Annotated in this window: 18 protein-coding genes; 13 read left to right on the top strand and 5 right to left on the bottom strand. The window is 62.1% G+C overall.

Translation table 11 applies throughout. From position 1 onward, the window contains the following. Nucleotides 1-8: 8 nt before the first annotated feature. The 4 genes from tnpB to K2L43_RS04280 form a co-directional block, all read right to left on the bottom strand. Complete coding sequence (gene tnpB, locus K2L43_RS04295; RefSeq protein ID WP_011804029.1) at nucleotides 9-320, bottom strand: IS66 family insertion sequence element accessory protein TnpB; 312 nt, start codon at nucleotides 318-320, stop codon at nucleotides 9-11. 20 nt (nucleotides 321-340) lie between these two features. Next, on the bottom strand, nucleotides 341-748 hold the full coding sequence (locus tag K2L43_RS04290) for a transposase (protein WP_041835871.1): 408 nt from the start codon (nucleotides 746-748) through the stop codon (nucleotides 341-343). Between the two features lie 470 nt (nucleotides 749-1218). Further along, nucleotides 1219-1929, bottom strand: a complete 711-nt coding sequence (locus K2L43_RS04285; protein WP_220638574.1) for a metallophosphoesterase — start codon at nucleotides 1927-1929, stop codon at nucleotides 1219-1221. Beyond that, the gene (locus K2L43_RS04280; protein WP_255580530.1) at nucleotides 1926-2162 is read right to left on the bottom strand and encodes a hypothetical protein; all 237 of its coding nucleotides are present in this window, start codon (nucleotides 2160-2162) and stop codon (nucleotides 1926-1928) included. The genes K2L43_RS04285 and K2L43_RS04280 overlap by 4 nt, the downstream gene beginning before the upstream one ends. 99 nt (nucleotides 2163-2261) lie before the next feature. Here K2L43_RS04280 and K2L43_RS04275 point away from each other — a divergent pair, with 99 nt between their 5' ends. From K2L43_RS04275 to K2L43_RS04245, 7 genes are all read left to right on the top strand, one after another. Further along, entirely contained in the window at nucleotides 2262-3227 is a 966-nt protein-coding gene (locus K2L43_RS04275; RefSeq protein ID WP_011804267.1) for a hypothetical protein, read from the top strand. A gap of 18 nt (nucleotides 3228-3245) precedes the next feature. Continuing rightward, complete coding sequence (locus tag K2L43_RS04270) at nucleotides 3246-3536, top strand: hypothetical protein (protein ID WP_041835896.1); 291 nt, start codon at nucleotides 3246-3248, stop codon at nucleotides 3534-3536. Next, nucleotides 3509-4069 (top strand): hypothetical protein, encoded by a 561-nt coding sequence (locus tag K2L43_RS04265; protein WP_011804265.1) that lies wholly within the window; start codon nucleotides 3509-3511, stop codon nucleotides 4067-4069. Before K2L43_RS04270 ends, K2L43_RS04265 begins: the two co-directional genes overlap by 28 nt. Before the next feature lie 223 nt (nucleotides 4070-4292). Then, on the top strand, nucleotides 4293-4547 hold the full coding sequence (locus tag K2L43_RS18995) for an HNH endonuclease (protein WP_041835894.1): 255 nt from the start codon (nucleotides 4293-4295) through the stop codon (nucleotides 4545-4547). Nucleotides 4548-4896: 349 nt separating this feature from the next. Next, a complete protein-coding gene (istA, locus tag K2L43_RS04255; protein ID WP_034303860.1) occupies nucleotides 4897-6501 on the top strand; it encodes an IS21 family transposase in 1605 nt (534 codons plus the stop codon). Next, entirely contained in the window at nucleotides 6498-7262 is a 765-nt protein-coding gene (gene istB / locus K2L43_RS04250; protein ID WP_011804279.1) for an IS21-like element helper ATPase IstB, read from the top strand. Before istA ends, istB begins: the two co-directional genes overlap by 4 nt. Before the next feature lie 146 nt (nucleotides 7263-7408). Beyond that, complete coding sequence (locus tag K2L43_RS04245; protein ID WP_049756452.1) at nucleotides 7409-8308, top strand: Sir2 family NAD-dependent protein deacetylase; 900 nt, start codon at nucleotides 7409-7411, stop codon at nucleotides 8306-8308. 78 nt (nucleotides 8309-8386) lie between these two features. On the opposite strand, the gene K2L43_RS04240 is transcribed toward K2L43_RS04245, so the two are convergent. After that, nucleotides 8387-8593 carry a hypothetical protein gene (locus K2L43_RS04240; RefSeq protein ID WP_196995937.1) on the bottom strand — a complete coding sequence of 69 codons (207 nt, stop codon included), beginning with the start codon at nucleotides 8591-8593 and terminating at the stop codon, nucleotides 8387-8389. Between the two features lie 228 nt (nucleotides 8594-8821). On the opposite strand from K2L43_RS04240, the gene K2L43_RS04235 reads away from it, so the two are divergent. The 6 genes from K2L43_RS04235 (at nucleotide 8822) to K2L43_RS04210 (ending at nucleotide 13062) form a co-directional block, all read left to right on the top strand. Further along, the gene (locus tag K2L43_RS04235) at nucleotides 8822-9037 is read left to right on the top strand and encodes a hypothetical protein (protein ID WP_049756451.1); all 216 of its coding nucleotides are present in this window, start codon (nucleotides 8822-8824) and stop codon (nucleotides 9035-9037) included. 153 nt (nucleotides 9038-9190) lie between these two features. Further along, a complete protein-coding gene (locus K2L43_RS04225; RefSeq protein WP_011804261.1) occupies nucleotides 9191-10009 on the top strand; it encodes a hypothetical protein in 819 nt (272 codons plus the stop codon). Further along, on the top strand, nucleotides 10006-10392 hold the full coding sequence (locus K2L43_RS04220; protein WP_011804260.1) for a hypothetical protein: 387 nt from the start codon (nucleotides 10006-10008) through the stop codon (nucleotides 10390-10392). Before K2L43_RS04225 ends, K2L43_RS04220 begins: the two co-directional genes overlap by 4 nt. A gap of 317 nt (nucleotides 10393-10709) precedes the next feature. Then, nucleotides 10710-11384: a hypothetical protein gene (locus tag K2L43_RS18990; RefSeq protein WP_255580529.1), complete on the top strand. Its 675-nt coding sequence runs from the start codon at nucleotides 10710-10712 to the stop codon at nucleotides 11382-11384. Beyond that, on the top strand, nucleotides 11345-12064 hold the full coding sequence (locus K2L43_RS18985) for a DUF2779 domain-containing protein (protein ID WP_255580528.1): 720 nt from the start codon (nucleotides 11345-11347) through the stop codon (nucleotides 12062-12064). The genes K2L43_RS18990 and K2L43_RS18985 overlap by 40 nt, the downstream gene beginning before the upstream one ends. 8 nt (nucleotides 12065-12072) lie before the next feature. Continuing rightward, a complete protein-coding gene (locus tag K2L43_RS04210; RefSeq protein ID WP_011804258.1) occupies nucleotides 12073-13062 on the top strand; it encodes a YafY family protein in 990 nt (329 codons plus the stop codon).

The raw sequence follows: 13062 nt of genomic DNA, 5'->3' as shown, positions 1-13062 counted from the left end.
GACCAACATCACAGCACCGTGATCACAGCGTCTTCTCCCAGGCGCTGCCAGGGCAAGCCCGTGACCAGGGCTTGCAGTTGTTCGACGCTGAGTGTGAGCCGAGGACCCAGGCGCTCATCGCCCCAGGCAAACTTGCCCTGGTTCAGGCGCCTTGCGGCCAGCCAGACGCCAAAGCCATCGTGCACCAGTACCTTCAGGCGGTTGGCCCGTGCGTTGGCAAAGAGATAAGCGTGGTGCGGGCGGGCCGCGCCAAAGACTTGCACCACTCTGGCCAGGGCCGTCTCGGGGCCGGCGCGCATGTCCAGCGGTTGCGTGGACATCCAGACCGCATCGACCCGGATCACCGCAACACCTCGCGCAAGAGCGCCCCGCACTGGCCCAGTGGGCACTGCAGGCTGACCACCAGTTCGCCGCGTTGCAGGCGCACATGGACTGGCGCAGACGGCAGCGGTAAAGGCGCGGATGGCGGTAATGCAGCCAGCGCCTGCTCCTCATGGGTGCTGTCCGCCATTGCCGTCAGCGGCAGCGAGATGAAGCCGGGCTCAGCATCCGAACAAACGCCCGGTTGAGCGCGCACAGGGCCCGCCTCCCGAATCCATCGGTGCACCATGTTCGCGTGCAGCCCGTGCGACAAGGCCACACCACCGACACTGGCACCGGGCTGCGCGCACGCAGCCACCAACTGTGCCTTGAACGCTTTGCTGTATTCACGCCGGCGCGGCCGGCCTTCGCTTGAAACCTGTTCCATCGTCTCCACGATCCTCCAATCGTGGGCACGATGCCCGCTTCTCACGGCGCGTTCAATATGGGGTCACCGGACGGATACGCACCAATCGCATAGGCGGCACCTCCATGGAGCCAATGCGGTACGCTGGCTACACGCTGGCGGCTCCATCGTGACGTCTTCGCAGCACGCTCATTGGACGCAGCTAACCCAAAGAGCCCCTGTCCCCAGTGCAAAAAACCCATTCTTTGTGCTATGGCATGCAGCACAAAGAATGGGGCCGCTGGGTCAGATTTTGGAAGAAATCAGACACGGCGGCATCCTGGGGACAAAGCCACCCACTCCTGCGTCCAAACCAACGCCTCCATTTGCGGCCATTTGCCGCGTTGCCGCCACTCGCGGTCTTGGTGCCTAAAGCGACGGTGTTTCCTTGGTGCCGGCCATCCGCCTCAGCAGTTTCGACCTTGTAGGCGCAGGGCAAGTCATGCGCTCCTTTACCGCCGGCGCCCTGCACGTGCGTGGTCAAACGTCCCCGGCCGAATGCAGCTGCCGTTCATATCGGTCACCCCGCAAAACCCCACGCCAAAGGCCGCAAACCCCAGCCGCGCCCGATCACGGCTGTAGTCCAGACAGTCATGGTGGTGGCCGTGGAACGCCTTGCCCACACGCAGGCTGCGCGCCAATTCGTCAATGGCCTCAAATCCATGCGGATGGGCGCTGGGTGCCTCGTGTATCACCAGAATGTCGGCGTGCTGTGAAACCAGGCGAAAGTAATCCTCCGGGAAGATGGAGCTGCGGTGCTTGCGCGGCAGCCCATCGCGCCAGCGATTGCCACTGCCGCAGCGCGCAGTGAACTCCTTGGAGCTCTCGTACAGCCAGTCCACCGGCGGCGTCCATACCTGCCCTCGGAACACACCGCCCAGCCCGGCAATGCGCACACCATCGACCAGGGCAACGCGCCCATGCAAGTTCCTGTCTGCCAAGGCCGATCCAAACAGGTGGTCGTATTCGGCATCGGAATCCGTGTCGTGGTTTCCATGGATGAACCAGACTTCGGTCATTCCCAGGATGGAGTCCAACTCGGCATCCAACGGGCGCTGTGCCTGCAAGTCGCCCAGGAAGACGATGGCTGCCGGGCGATCTCTGGAGACGATCTCCAGCACATGCCGGAAGTGGCCGTGGGTGTCGCCAAAGAAGTAAATCATTGCGCTCCCCTTGGCGGGACAACGTCCACGTTGACCAGCACTTCTCGCCGGGTCAATCCCCGAGGCAGAGCCTGGCCCACGTGCAGCAGCAGAGCGGCGATTTCATCCTGGCGCGCCATCTTCTGTGCGGGCGACCATTGGCTGGCATAGCCCATCTTGAGCAGCAGCGCCCACTCCTCACACAGGGCGTCTGCCTGCCTTTGGCTCATCGGCTGGGCATCGTTGGCTGTCATGTTGATCTCCGGCCAGGGATTGTTGTCACAAGCACGAGCTTGCATGGAGCGGCAATTTCATGGATAGTTAGTTTAACTAGTGTTGTTAATTAAACAAGCATGGCACGTCCACGAACCGGCAGGCGGTCGTCCGCCGAATACCAACGTCGCTACCGCGAGCGCAAGAAGGCCCAGGGTGCCATGGCGCAAACCAACTGGATGCTGGACGTGCGCCTGACGGATGCGATCCGGCACGAGGCCAAAGCTCGGGGCCTGCGCGAATCTGAACTCGCCACGGAAATCCTGGGCGAGTGGTACGAGGCCCGGTTTGGCGGCCGATTACCACCGGCGCAGGCCGTTCCGCCCCAAGACACCGCTGCGCCTCCCCCACCACCGACGCCCATAAACGCCACGGTCGAACTGTTGCTGGGCAAGCTGGAGGAGCTGGGTTTCGTCATTCCGCTGCAGGGCATGGCTACGCAGTGCCTGCATGGGGACGAACGCAATGGCCTGTGGGCCACGGTCTCCCTCAACGGGCTGGATGCCATCGAGTTCGGCCTGGTCGAGCGCACCGACAGCGTGGCGCAGAACATCCTGCATTGCGTAGTGGACACGGTGACACGCCATGCCTGGCTGACCAGTGACGTCTATGGCGAGCTGAACCAGGACAGGGACATCGGCACCAAGATCAACACAAAAGGCCTACAGGCGCTCGACGATGCATTTATGCAACTACGCGAGTTCATCATGGCCAAGCGCAAGCCACTGCACTATGAAGAAACGCTGGCCGCTCTGCCGGGCTATCTGGACCAGGAGCCGTCACGCTCGCTGCTGGCTCTGGCATTTCAGCGGGTGGGTCTGGAGCTGGTGCATGTGCCCTCTACCGATCTGGTGATTTCTGCGGCAGAGCCGCCGCAGAACATTGCGCTGCATGACCTGGAAGCACTGGCGCAGTACGTGCGGCAGGAGTTTTTGTGCATGGGGCGAACGATCTACACCGTCCCCCTCTGGGATGGCGGAGAACTCATCGCCTACGCACCCGAGGCCCGCGCCACCGTGTATGCAGGACTACGGATGCTCCCCTGATGCAGAGAAAGGACAGCCATGAACACCACCGAGGCCGCTGATCTGGCTGCCGAGCTGCGCAAAGCAGCGCAAGACCTGCTGCTGTGTGTCAACGCCATCGTGGGGCAGGAGCAATCCCTGGCCACTGATTTGCTGAGGCATTTTCCGGGACGATTGGAGTTGTTGGCCTTGCGTATCGCGCCACGCCCACAGGCCGATATGCCACCTGATTGGCCACAGTGGAATGCATCCGGTGAAGACCATTTTCAGGCCCTGCTGGAGCGCCAGCGGTGGCGGTTGCAATGTCGTTCGGAAAGGCGCGCTCTGTGAATCGGAATCTTCGCACCCTGCGCCACTGGATTGCTTGCGGCCTGGCCTTGTCTGGCGTTGGCCTCGCGTGTGCACAAATGCCCGTGCCGCTGCTCGATACCGCTGCCGCACCAGCCACAGTGCAGCAGCTCGAAGCCTTGCTTCAATGCAAGGCCGGAACGGTGTTGACGACCGATGAAGTGGAATCCAAGCTCCGCGCCATCGGCCTCATCAAAGGGGCGGATGGCTTCTTGATGCCTTCACAGAAAGGCCCTCTGCCATCGCTGTTCGGAGACGAGGTGGTGGCAGCGCTGGTCACAGCCGCTGACGGTGAAAACAGGGCAACCGTCTATCTGAAACGCCTGGCAGGCAAGCAGCTGGCCAAGCGGCTGGGCGTCAGCCAGATCGACGAACAGGCGGACACTAACGAGCCGTCGTACTTCAAGCAAACCAGCAAAAAGACGACCTTGCTGGTCGGCGCGGCATCTGAGGTTTTTGTGGGCATCGACGGCGTCAGGTACCAATCGGCGGTGGCTTGTCAGCAGGTCAGATGAACATCAACACGCACATATTGGATGCATAGACACTTCGGATTCCTCGCTCATTGGCTTAGTTTGCTAAAACGCAGATCAGGATCGACAGCCAGGGTCTTTCTGGATACCGAATTCACCGGGCTCGACTGGCGCTATCCACGTCGCCTGATTTCGATCGGACTGGTGGCCAGCGAGGAGAGTCTGGGCGAATGGTATGCAGAGGTCGATGGCTGGTCAGTGGAGGATGGCCCTGCCCGAAGTCTTGCGCGCGAGCCACGCCAAACCCTGGGCAGAGTGCGCCAACGATGCCGAGCGGCTGGACGTGTTCAACGGCTTCTTGCTGGTCGCCAATCTGGATGCGCTGTTCGACCGTTTTTTGATCAACTTTGACGACACGGGTCGGTTGGACGGCTTTCAAGAAGCCACCGTGAAACTGGCGCTGCAGCTCCGGCAAATGGGCAGATCTTTCCGCGAATACCTCAAGGGCCTGGTGTTGTAACACTGCGGCACCCTGCCGCGACACAGTCTGTCGCGGCTCACCAGACAATCCCCTCATTCAGCCCAAACAGGCTCTTGCGCGTGCCCCAAAAAGCGCAAGCAGCTATCAAGAGAGGAGTATTCATGCCCACAGGCGCGTTGCCCGACCCGCTATACCACCTGGCACGCCAGCACTTGCTATTCTCGGGTGACACCCGCATTTCCTCCCCGGCGGCCACCCAAACTCCCCCACTGATGGCCACCTCAAACTCCCCCACCTGAGTTGATCGGGGACAGGGGGTAAACGCCGGCGCCGCTGGCACCTGTTGGCAGGACAGTAGTTCTGGTCTTCCCCGAGGGGAGGCCAAGGAGTGAATGTCTTGAAACCCAACCAACGGGCCACCGTCTACACGCTGCTCGAGCGTGGCAGCACCCAGCGCGAGATCGCGCGCATCACCGGAATCGACCGCAAGACCGTCAGGAGTTACCAACGTCGCCGGCAGGCCGAGCAGTCAAATTCCCCCGGGGTGGCCACCGGCCCTGATGCCATGGCCGCTCACGTGGCCGCGCAAATTCCCCCACCCTGGCCACCGGCTCCCACGTCAGTGGCCGCCTCCCTATGCGAGCCGTACCGCGACTTCATCGAGGCCCAACTGCGTCTCAAGCGCAACGCCACGGCCATCTACCAGGACCTGGTCGATGTCCACGGCTTTGCCGGCCAGTACAACTCGGTCAAACGCTTCGTGGCCCGGCTGCGTCACAAGGAGCCCGAACAATTCGACCGCCTGTCCTTCCTGCCCGCAGAGGAGATGCAGGTGGACTACGGTGAGGGTGCACCCACCCGGGTGCCGGGCAGCAACCGGTACCGCAAACCGCGCCTGTTCGTGGCCACGCTGCGCTACTCGCGGGCCAGCTTTCGGCACGTGGTCTGGAAGTCCAGCCAGCAGGTCTGGGCCGAGCTGCACGAGCGCGCGTTTCGCCACTTCGGTGGCTGCCCGCAGTACGTGGTGCTGGACAACCTCAAAGAGGGCGTCATCAAACCCGACCTGTATGAGCCCGAACTCAACCCGGTCTATGCCGCCACCCTGGCGCACTACGGCGTGGTGGCCGACCCGGCCCGGGTGCGTGACCCCAACCGCAAGGGTACGGTAGAGCACGCCATCGGCCACACCCAGGCCACGGCCTTGAAGGGCCGGCGCTTTGAGTCCATCGAAGAGCAGAACACCTTCCTGGCGCAATGGGAGAAGAATTGGGCAGCCAAGCGCATCCACGGCACCGAGCGGCGCCAGGTGCAGGCCATGTTCGCGGAAGAACGCCCCCACCTCAAAGCTTTGCCACTGCTGGGCATGCAGTATTTCGAAGAGGTCCAGCGCACGGTGTGCGACGACAGCTGTGTGCGGGTGGAGCACAGCAGCTACGCCGCGCGCCCGGCGGTCATCGGATCGAAGGTGCGGGTGCGCATCTTCGCCCAGCGCATCCAGATCTTTGATCTGCAAACCGGCACCTTGCTGCGCAGTCACCCCAAGGCTGAACGCCCCGGCACCGTGGTGCTGCCCCAGGATGAGCGGGTGTTCAACCCCTCGCGTGAGACCCGCCTGATCCTGCGCCAGGCCGGCCAGATTGGCGAACACGCCGCCCGGCTGTGCCAGTTGCTCTTTGCCATCGAGGGCCGGGTGGGCCAGCGCAAGCTCTGGGGCATCGTCGGCCTGGTGCGCCGATATCCGGCGCATTGTGTCAACGCCGCTTGCGCCCAGGCTCTGGAGCAGGGCATCTACAGCTTCAAGCGCGTCCAGGCATTGACAGAGGCGCTCTTTGCCGATGCGCTTGAAGCCATCGAGACCCAGGCCGGTGGCGAGCATGTAACGCCCACCACGGCGACCCTGACCCAGCAGCACGAGCTGATCCGCGATGCCGATGAATACGGTGACCTGTTTGCCCACGCTGCGGCCACCGCCGCAGTTGGGAGCCAGCCATGAACATGGTCGAGATCGAGCGCGCGCTGCGCCAGCTGCGCCTGTCGGGTATTGCCGAGACCCTGTCGACCCGCGTGATGCAGGCCCAGGTCGCCCAGGAGCCATTTCTGCAGACCTTCGCCGCCATGCTTCAGGATGAGCTCGACCGGCGCCGATCGCGCCTGACAGAGCGCCGCTACAAGCGCTCGGGTCTGGACGAGAAGGTCAGCCTGGCCGACTTCGACTGGCGTTTCAACCCCAAGCTGCCCCGCGCGGCCTGCTTTGAGCTGCACACCCTGAAGTTCATCGCCGAGGGTTCCAACGCGCTCATCGTCGGTAAACCCGGCACCGGCAAGTCTCACATTGCCAAGGCCATCGCCTACCAGGCCACGCTGGGCGGCCACGATGTGCGTTACCTCGAGGCCGACGCCGAATTCGCCCGCTACGCGCTGGCAAGTGCCACCGAGCGCATCGGCCTGCTCAAGGAGTGGGTGGAGCCTGACCTGATCATCTTGGACGATCTGTTCCTGGCCAGGCGTATCAGCGAGCACGCCGCCGAGGTCCTGCAGGCCATCGTGCATCAGCGCTACAAGCTGCGCCGCGCCATCGTGGTGACCTCCAACCGCGTGGTGCAGGACTGGGGTCGCTATCTGGGCGACGCCACAATGGCGACCACCATCCTGGACCGCCTCATGCACCGCTGCACGATGCTGGAATTCGAGGGCAAGAGCTACCGGCTCAAAGAGGCCGCCGCACGCATCGCCATCGGCACTGAGTCGTCATAATCCAACCGGTCTTGCCTGGGGAATTTGGGGTGGCCACAGGTGGGGGAATTTGGACTGGCCATCGGGGCATTTCCTCTTTACAGCGACGGCTGCGCATAGGATACGAACACGCCCGTGCCCTACGTGAGGCTCTGCGAGGCGACGCATTGGACTACCACGCAGACACCGACACCTGGCATATCCATCCCAACGCCGACCGACAGACCGACTATCTGTTGGCCGACAAACTCCAACGCGCCGCACACTTGCTGCAAGGCTCCAGCGCGCTGATGATCGCTACCGGCGAGGGCATGGCTGCCGACAGCGGCCTGCCAGACTTGCGCGACGCAGCCACCTTTTCGCACACCTGGCCAGCGCTTGCCAGACAGGGGCTCGGCTTTGAAAAAATGACCTCGCCTCAAGCCTTCGATGAACACCCCGCCACGGCGTGGGGCATGTATGGCCAGCGGCTGAACCTGTGTCGCACCACAGAGCCCCACGCCGGATACACCCTGCTGCGCCAGTGGGGTCAGCGCATGCCGCACGGCTGCTTCGTGTTCACCAGCAACGCCGACGGGCACTTTCACAAAGCCGGTTTCCCGGCCGCCCGCATCTACGAATGCCTCGGCTCTATCCACCGGCTGCAATGCACAACGGCCTGCGGTGCCCACCCATGGCAGACCGGCCGCCTGCACCCACAGGTGGACAGCGCCACCTTGGAGTGGCAAGGCGATTTGCCTCACTGCCCCCGCTGCGGCGCTCTGGCACGGCCCAACCTGTTGATGATCGATGACGGGCAATGGAACCCCATCCGCAGCACCCAGCAACGGATGCTGCTGGACATGTGGCTCGACAGCACCCCCTCCCCGCTGGTGTTGGAGATAGGTGCCAGCCGTGCCGTTGCCACCGTACGCAACTTCACCCGGCGCATGCAGCGGCGCGGCAGCCCTCTGATTCGCATCAACCTGCACGAGGCGAACATCCACAACCCCGGCGACATCGAGCTGGCGCTGGAGGCCAAGGAGGCACTGGAAGCGATTGCGACGCACCTTCCTCAGGGCGGCTGAGCATGCCCCCAGACATTTTTCTGCAAAGCGTTCGGGCATTCACTCGGGCAGAACCGCCACCGATTCCTGCACCGGCCGTCACCACGATTCGATACGCTGCTGGATCAGCATCACATCCGTCCAAATTTTTCCAATGCCCAAGAGCGCGCCCCAGTCGTAGCCCAGAACATGATCGCAAAGGTCATGGAAAAGCCAGCAGTGGTATTCACCCTGCAAGGGGAGGCCATCCCATTGCGGGTATTCGTTCCAGTTGCGCCGGGGGTTGCCTTCGTCCAGGCAAGTCACCCACGAAAAGCGACACATTTTGTCGCAGCCACGCCGGATGATGCAGCCATACAAGGAGTTGAACCATGCCCCAACTGTTCCACACCATCGACCACATCGCCCGCACCTAACAGCGTAGCGTGCTGATGCTCTCGTTCCACGACCGCGCACTCAAGGAGCGCCATCCGCCAGCTAATCATCAGCTGGCTGAACGCCAAGGGCATTGCCTGGCAGCCCTGCGCGCCTTTCATGTCAAGCGGGGTGATGATGTGCGGCTACATGGGGGATATTTACCTTGACATTCCTTACGACAAGGATTTACCGCTATACCAAGAGTTGGAAGCATATTTGCAATACTCGGACGACCGCATGCGCTTCGACAATGTGATGTTCCGCTACATACCTCTGGAACTGGCAATGGAAAACGCCGAGCAGGATGAACCAGGCTTCCTTGACAATATGTGAAAGAAAGAAAAATGAGAAACCCCGAACGAATTCCTGCAATCCTTCATACGCTCCGAGAATTTTGGGAGAAACATCCTGACTGGCGGCTTGGCCAACTACTGGTCAACATCGCAAAACCCTCTGAGCCATGCCCTCAGATTTTCTACCTTGAGGATGACGTCTTCTTGGAGCGGCTCCAAGAAATGTCAAAATCTGATGACAGCAAATCCAAACTTTGAGACATGGGCCACATCCTATTCGGGCTGCGACGGCGGGGACATTGGCAATCCTGAACGGCGCGCCATATGGCTATGCGGCATCGAGTGGGGCGGTGCCTGCACCGCCGAGCAACTCCAGAACGAAATGCGGCGCGGCGAGCCCTGTCCGCCCAGAGGCTATGGCGATGCCTCGGAAAACCTGACTTACATTTTCAACCGGCAAGCCATGAAGATACTCGCTGCCATTCATGGCCGCCCCGTGTCTGAATACCGCGATTTTTGCCAACAGGCCAAACCATTTACCCAAGGTTCATCGGGTTACTTCAAGATTAATCTCTACCCCATCGCCTTTAAGGACACGAACCAGGCCCGGTGGCATTCCAATTTTGCAGAAGCGACCGGCTTGGAGAACAAATCCGACTATCTCGATTGGTGCAGAAAGCACCGTTTCCCACGCATGCGCCAGTGGGCTGCAACGGCACGGCCCAAGCTTATCCTGTGCCTTGGCAAGAGCTACCGAGATGACTTTCAAAAGGCGTTCCATGACAAAAACTCAACTTTCACTCACGAACCACCCATCGACGGTCGCGACCTGTGGTGGGGCGTCAATGCCGAGAGCACCCTGGTCGCTGTCATTCCTTTCATGGTCAACCGCTATGGGCTGACCCGCAACGACAGCATCCAAAAATTCGGCTACCGGATTGCACAACTGATGCAGCAGCATGGCTGCCGACAGGCGCAAATACCTGAACTCAATACATCAACGATCCTATGACCCCAGCACTTGACGCGCTTCTGTGCCAGCGGTACCCGCAGCTATTCCAGCACCGTCACGCCGAGCCGCAGACCTGCGCCATGAGCTGGGGCCTGCAATGCGGTGATGGCTGGTTCGACCTGATCGACATCCTGTGTGAAAGCCTGCAACAGGAAACCGAGCACGGCGACGCACCACAAGCGGTCGCCATGCAGGTCAAGCAAAAATGGGGACGGCTGCGCTTTTCCGTGGAATCCGCCTCCGAACGCCAGCAAGCCATGATCGACCTGGCCGAAGCGCTGTCCGCACGCCTGTGCGAGCAGTGCGGCAAGCCCGGCAAGATGCAATCCATCAAAGGTTTCCGCACTGTGCGCTGCGAAGAACATGCGTCGACTCAACCATGACGGGCGGGAGCTCACCCACTCGAGGGACCAATTGCAATCGTTCCCATGTATGAGCGTGATGGCCGACTGCTCCACGTTAGTCTTGAGGACGTTCCCCAGCCGGAGCTGTATCAGTTTTGGACGGCGCTGCGCGATCGCAGCGCAGTAGATGATGAGCCCATCACCACACCAGCCACACAATCTGCCATGCGCGTGCTGTCCAAATCCAAGCTATTGGCTTTTCGCCAATGCCCCAAGCGCCTGTGGCTCGAAATCCACCAGCCTGAGCGGCGCAAGGACTCCGGCGCCGCCTGGCCAGCTACGCCACGGGCCACCAGGTGGGGGACATTGCACGGCGGCTGTACAACCCGTTCGAGCAGGGTCAGTTAATCGACCCGCAGGCCGAAGGCTTCGATGCAGCTTTTGCCCGCACCCAGGTACTGCTGCGGTCCGCACAGCCAATCTTCGAGGCAGGTTTTCGTGCCGAGGGCGCACTGGCCTTTGCCGATGTGCTGCTGCCCACCGCCAAGGGCTGGCGCATGGTGGAGGTCAAGTCCAGCGCGAGCGTGAAGGACTACCACCGCGACGATGCCGCCGCGCAGTCCTTCCTGGCCCGTGCCAGTGGAGTGCCGCTCCAATCCATCGCTGTCGCACACATCGACAGCGGCTGGAGCTACCCTGGCGGCGGCGACTACCGGGGCCTGCTGATGGAGGTGGATGTGACTGCTGATGCATTGGGCCGCGACCATGAAGTGCGCAGCTGGATCGCCAGCGCACAGGCCGTAATGGCCCTCGAGAAAGCCCCACCCATCGCCACCGGCGGCCAGTGCCATGCGCGCCCTATGAGTGCGGCTTCATCACTCACTGCCAAAGCCAGGAGCCATCGGCGGAACACCCCATCCACTGGCTGCCGCGCCCCAGCAACACGCTCAAGACATACGTCGCGGAGCACGGCATCCGCGAACTGCGCGACGTGCCGGACGATCTGCTCAACCCCACGCAGCAGCGCGTGAAGGCTGCTACCTTGTCGAGCCAGGCGTATTTCGACCGTTGCGCTGCCGCGCAGGCACTGGCGGCACACAGACTGCCGGGTTATTTCATCGACTTCGAGACCATCCAGTTCGCTGTGCCGATCTGGGAAGGCACCCGGCCCTACCAGCAAATTCCCTTCCAGTTTAGCGTCCATCGCCTGGGGCGCACGGGACGGGCCACGCACCATGCGTTCCTCGACCTCTCTGGCGGCAACCCCGGACGTGCTTTTGCCCAAGCCCTCATCACCGCCTGCGGCGAATGCGGCCCTGTGTTCGTCTACAACGCCGCGTTCGAAACCACCCGCATCCGCGAACTGGCCGACCGCTACCCAAGCCTGGCCCCTGCGCTGCACGCCATCAACGACCGCGTGGTCGATCTGCTGCCCGTGGCACGCCAGCACTACTACCATCCCAGCCAGCAGGGCAGCTGGAGCATCAAGGCCGTTCTGCCAGCCCTATGCCCTGATCTGGGTTACGACCAACTCGATGGCGTGCAGGACGGCGGTATGGCCCAGCAGGCCTATCTAGAGGCCATCGCCTCCACCACCAGCGCGGGGCGCAAGGCCGAGCTGGAACGCCAGTTGCTCGCCTACTGCTGCCTCGACACCTGGGCCATGGTGCGCCTGTGGGCAGTCTTCACCAACACCCCCTTGAAAGGCTGACGCACTCCATGGCCAAGCGACCCGACACCCTGGACACCGCACTGCTCATGGTGGAGCTACTTCGCCGCATACCGCGCGGGCGCAAGATCACCACGGCAGAGCTGCACCAGCAGCTGCAGAGCGCGGGTTTTGAGCGCGATCTGCGTACCATCCAGCGCCAAGTGGAAACTCTGAGCGAGCATTTCGACATCGAGCGCGACGACCGCAGCAAACCCTACGGTTACCGCTGGCGCGAGTGCGCTCAGGGCCTAGCCGTGCCCCAACTGACCCCCCAGGAGTCGCTGCTGCTGCAACTGGCCGAAGAACACCTCAAACATCTGCTGCCAGCGCGGCTGATGCAGTCCATGGACGGCTTTTTCAGCCAGGCCCGGCGCAACCTGGGTGACAGCCACAACCAGCGCAGCGACACAGCGGCTCTGGAGCGTGAATGGCCACGCAAGGTGCGGGTTGTGGCCACAAGCCAGCCGCTGCTGCCGCCGGCCATCGCCCCTGGCGTGCTGGAAGCCGTGAGCGATGCGCTGTACGCCAACCGCTGGCTGCATATCGACTATCAAAACGCTGCAGGCAAGCGCCGCCAGGCAAAGGTCATGCCCCTGGGCCTGGCCCAACAAGGCCCGCGCCTGTATTTGGTGTGCCGCTACGAGGGTTTTGCCAACGAGCGCAGCCTTGCACTTCACCGCATTAACCAGGCCGAGGCATCCACTCTGGCTTTCGAGCGCCCTGCGGAATTTGATCTACAGAAGTACGACGAGGATGGGCGATTCGGCTTTGGCGAGGGGCAGAGGGTGCAGCTCACGTTCTGCATTGATAACGACGCCGGTTTCCATCTGCGGGAAACACCGCTGTCAAAAGACCAGCAGGTGCATGACCAGGAGGATGGCTGGATGAAAATTACCGCGACGGTGGTGGACAGTGCGATGCTGGACTGGTGGCTGCGCGGGTTTGGGCAAGCATTACGCGACGTGCAGAAAACGCCATTGACGACCAAGGAACAATGA

It is taken from the genome of Diaphorobacter sp. MNS-0 (genome assembly GCF_019602835.1).
Lineage (GTDB): Bacteria > Pseudomonadota > Gammaproteobacteria > Burkholderiales > Burkholderiaceae_C > Diaphorobacter > Diaphorobacter nitroreducens.
The sequence above is the reverse complement of the archived record's forward strand: the minus strand, read 5'-3'. Positions and strand labels throughout refer to the sequence as shown.

Excerpts from the sequence above, each read along its gene's own strand:
- K2L43_RS04285 (WP_220638574.1), bottom strand. The coding sequence starts at position 1,929 with ATGATTTACTTCTTTGGCGACACCCACGGCCACTTCCGGCATGTGCTG.
- K2L43_RS04270 (WP_041835896.1), top strand. The coding sequence starts at position 3,246 with ATGAACACCACCGAGGCCGCTGATCTGGCTGCCGAGCTGCGCAAAGCA.
- K2L43_RS04225 (WP_011804261.1), top strand. The coding sequence starts at position 9,191 with ATGACGTCTTCTTGGAGCGGCTCCAAGAAATGTCAAAATCTGATGACA.
- K2L43_RS04265 (WP_011804265.1), top strand. The coding sequence starts at position 3,509 with ATGTCGTTCGGAAAGGCGCGCTCTGTGAATCGGAATCTTCGCACCCTG.
- tnpB (WP_011804029.1), bottom strand. The coding sequence starts at position 320 with ATGTCCACGCAACCGCTGGACATGCGCGCCGGCCCCGAGACGGCCCTG.
- K2L43_RS04210 (WP_011804258.1), top strand. The coding sequence starts at position 12,073 with ATGGCCAAGCGACCCGACACCCTGGACACCGCACTGCTCATGGTGGAG.
- K2L43_RS04220 (WP_011804260.1), top strand. The coding sequence starts at position 10,006 with ATGACCCCAGCACTTGACGCGCTTCTGTGCCAGCGGTACCCGCAGCTA.
- istB (WP_011804279.1), top strand. The coding sequence starts at position 6,498 with ATGAACATGGTCGAGATCGAGCGCGCGCTGCGCCAGCTGCGCCTGTCG.
- K2L43_RS04275 (WP_011804267.1), top strand. The coding sequence starts at position 2,262 with ATGGCACGTCCACGAACCGGCAGGCGGTCGTCCGCCGAATACCAACGT.
- K2L43_RS18995 (WP_041835894.1), top strand. The coding sequence starts at position 4,293 with ATGGCCCTGCCCGAAGTCTTGCGCGCGAGCCACGCCAAACCCTGGGCA.
- K2L43_RS04290 (WP_041835871.1), bottom strand. The coding sequence starts at position 748 with ATGGAACAGGTTTCAAGCGAAGGCCGGCCGCGCCGGCGTGAATACAGC.
- K2L43_RS04280 (WP_255580530.1), bottom strand. The coding sequence starts at position 2,162 with ATGACAGCCAACGATGCCCAGCCGATGAGCCAAAGGCAGGCAGACGCC.
- K2L43_RS04235 (WP_049756451.1), top strand. The coding sequence starts at position 8,822 with ATGTCAAGCGGGGTGATGATGTGCGGCTACATGGGGGATATTTACCTT.